We start from the raw sequence: 1189 nt of genomic DNA, 5'->3' as shown, positions 1-1189 counted from the left end.
TATGTGGATGACGATGTTCTTCGCCTGATCCAAACGCATATGAAAACCGTATTGGATACAGAAAAAATGATTCAGGAGATGAATGCGGCTTCCAAAAATCAGACACAGTACCTGCTTTTGGATAAAGAGGTGGGGAAACTTCGACGGGAACTAAGCCGTATCAGTAAGCGTAAATCGGATTTATATGAAGATTATTCTGAACGTTTGATTACAGAAGAAGAATACATACAGTTTTCTCGAATCTATTCCAATGAAATTGAGAATATCAAGAGCCGTCTGGACACAGTATTGGCGGCACAGGTTCGGTATTCCCAGGATTATCACATTGAAGAAGGCTGGGGAAATGTGATACATACTTATATGTCAAAGCGTAAGCTGACAAAAGAAATGGCAGATGCCTTTGTGGATTCAATTATTATCCATGGTAAGTATGATTATGAGATCAAGCTGGTATATGACGATCAGTTTGCAGATTTACAGAAATTAAAGAAAGAGAAGGAGGCACAGTCAAGATGACAGATCATAGAAAAACAGCTGTTTACATCCGTTTATCCGCAGAAGATGACAATGTAGATGGCAGAGCCAAAAAAGAGAGCGACAGTGTAACTTCTCAGAGAATTCTGTTAAAATCATTTGTGATTGATCAGTTAGGTGTTGCTGAGGCAGATATCCTGGAATATGTGGATGACGGTGTCAGCGGTACTCATTTTAAAAGGCAGGGATTTCAACAGCTGCAGGATGACATGAAAAGCGGAGAAATCGGCTGTGTAGTTGTAAAAGACTTTTCCAGATTCGGAAGAGACTATCTGGAAGTTGGATTTTATATTGAATATATTTTTCCACTTTTACAGATTCGATTTATTTCGATTAATGACAGCTATGACAGTGCAGCAAGCAGCGGAATGACTGGTGGAATGAATGTAGCATTGCAGAATCTGGTATACAATATGTATAGCCTGGATTTGTCCAAGAAAATTTCATCAGCATTGCAGACAAGAACGAGAAATGGTACACGCCTTCCAGTAAATGCCAGATATGGCTATAAAAAAGGAAAAGACGGAAGACTGGAAGTTGATCCGGAGGCTGCAAAAGTCGTGAAAATGATTTTTCGGATGGCAGCGGAAGGAACAAGTTTTGCAGATATTACAAGGGAATTGAACAGACAGGCGATTGCCACTTGTGATGAGCA

1 protein-coding gene and 1 pseudogene are annotated in these 1189 nt (G+C 39.9%); both read left to right on the top strand.

All coding sequences use genetic code 11. The features are described 5' to 3' along the window. Window positions 1-516: pseudogene (locus LKD71_RS18070) on the top strand (recombinase family protein); the annotation flags it as partial. Next, a partial coding sequence (locus LKD71_RS18065; RefSeq protein WP_227616433.1) for a recombinase family protein occupies window positions 513-1189 on the top strand: 677 nt, incomplete at its 3' end. The pseudogene LKD71_RS18070 and the gene LKD71_RS18065, both read left to right, overlap by 4 nt.

Origin of the sequence: Fusicatenibacter faecihominis (genome assembly GCF_020686945.1) — a bacterium.
In the GTDB taxonomy this organism is placed as follows: Bacteria; Bacillota; Clostridia; order Lachnospirales; family Lachnospiraceae; genus Limivivens; species Limivivens faecihominis.
The sequence above is the reverse complement of the archived record's forward strand: the minus strand, read 5'-3'. Positions and strand labels throughout refer to the sequence as shown.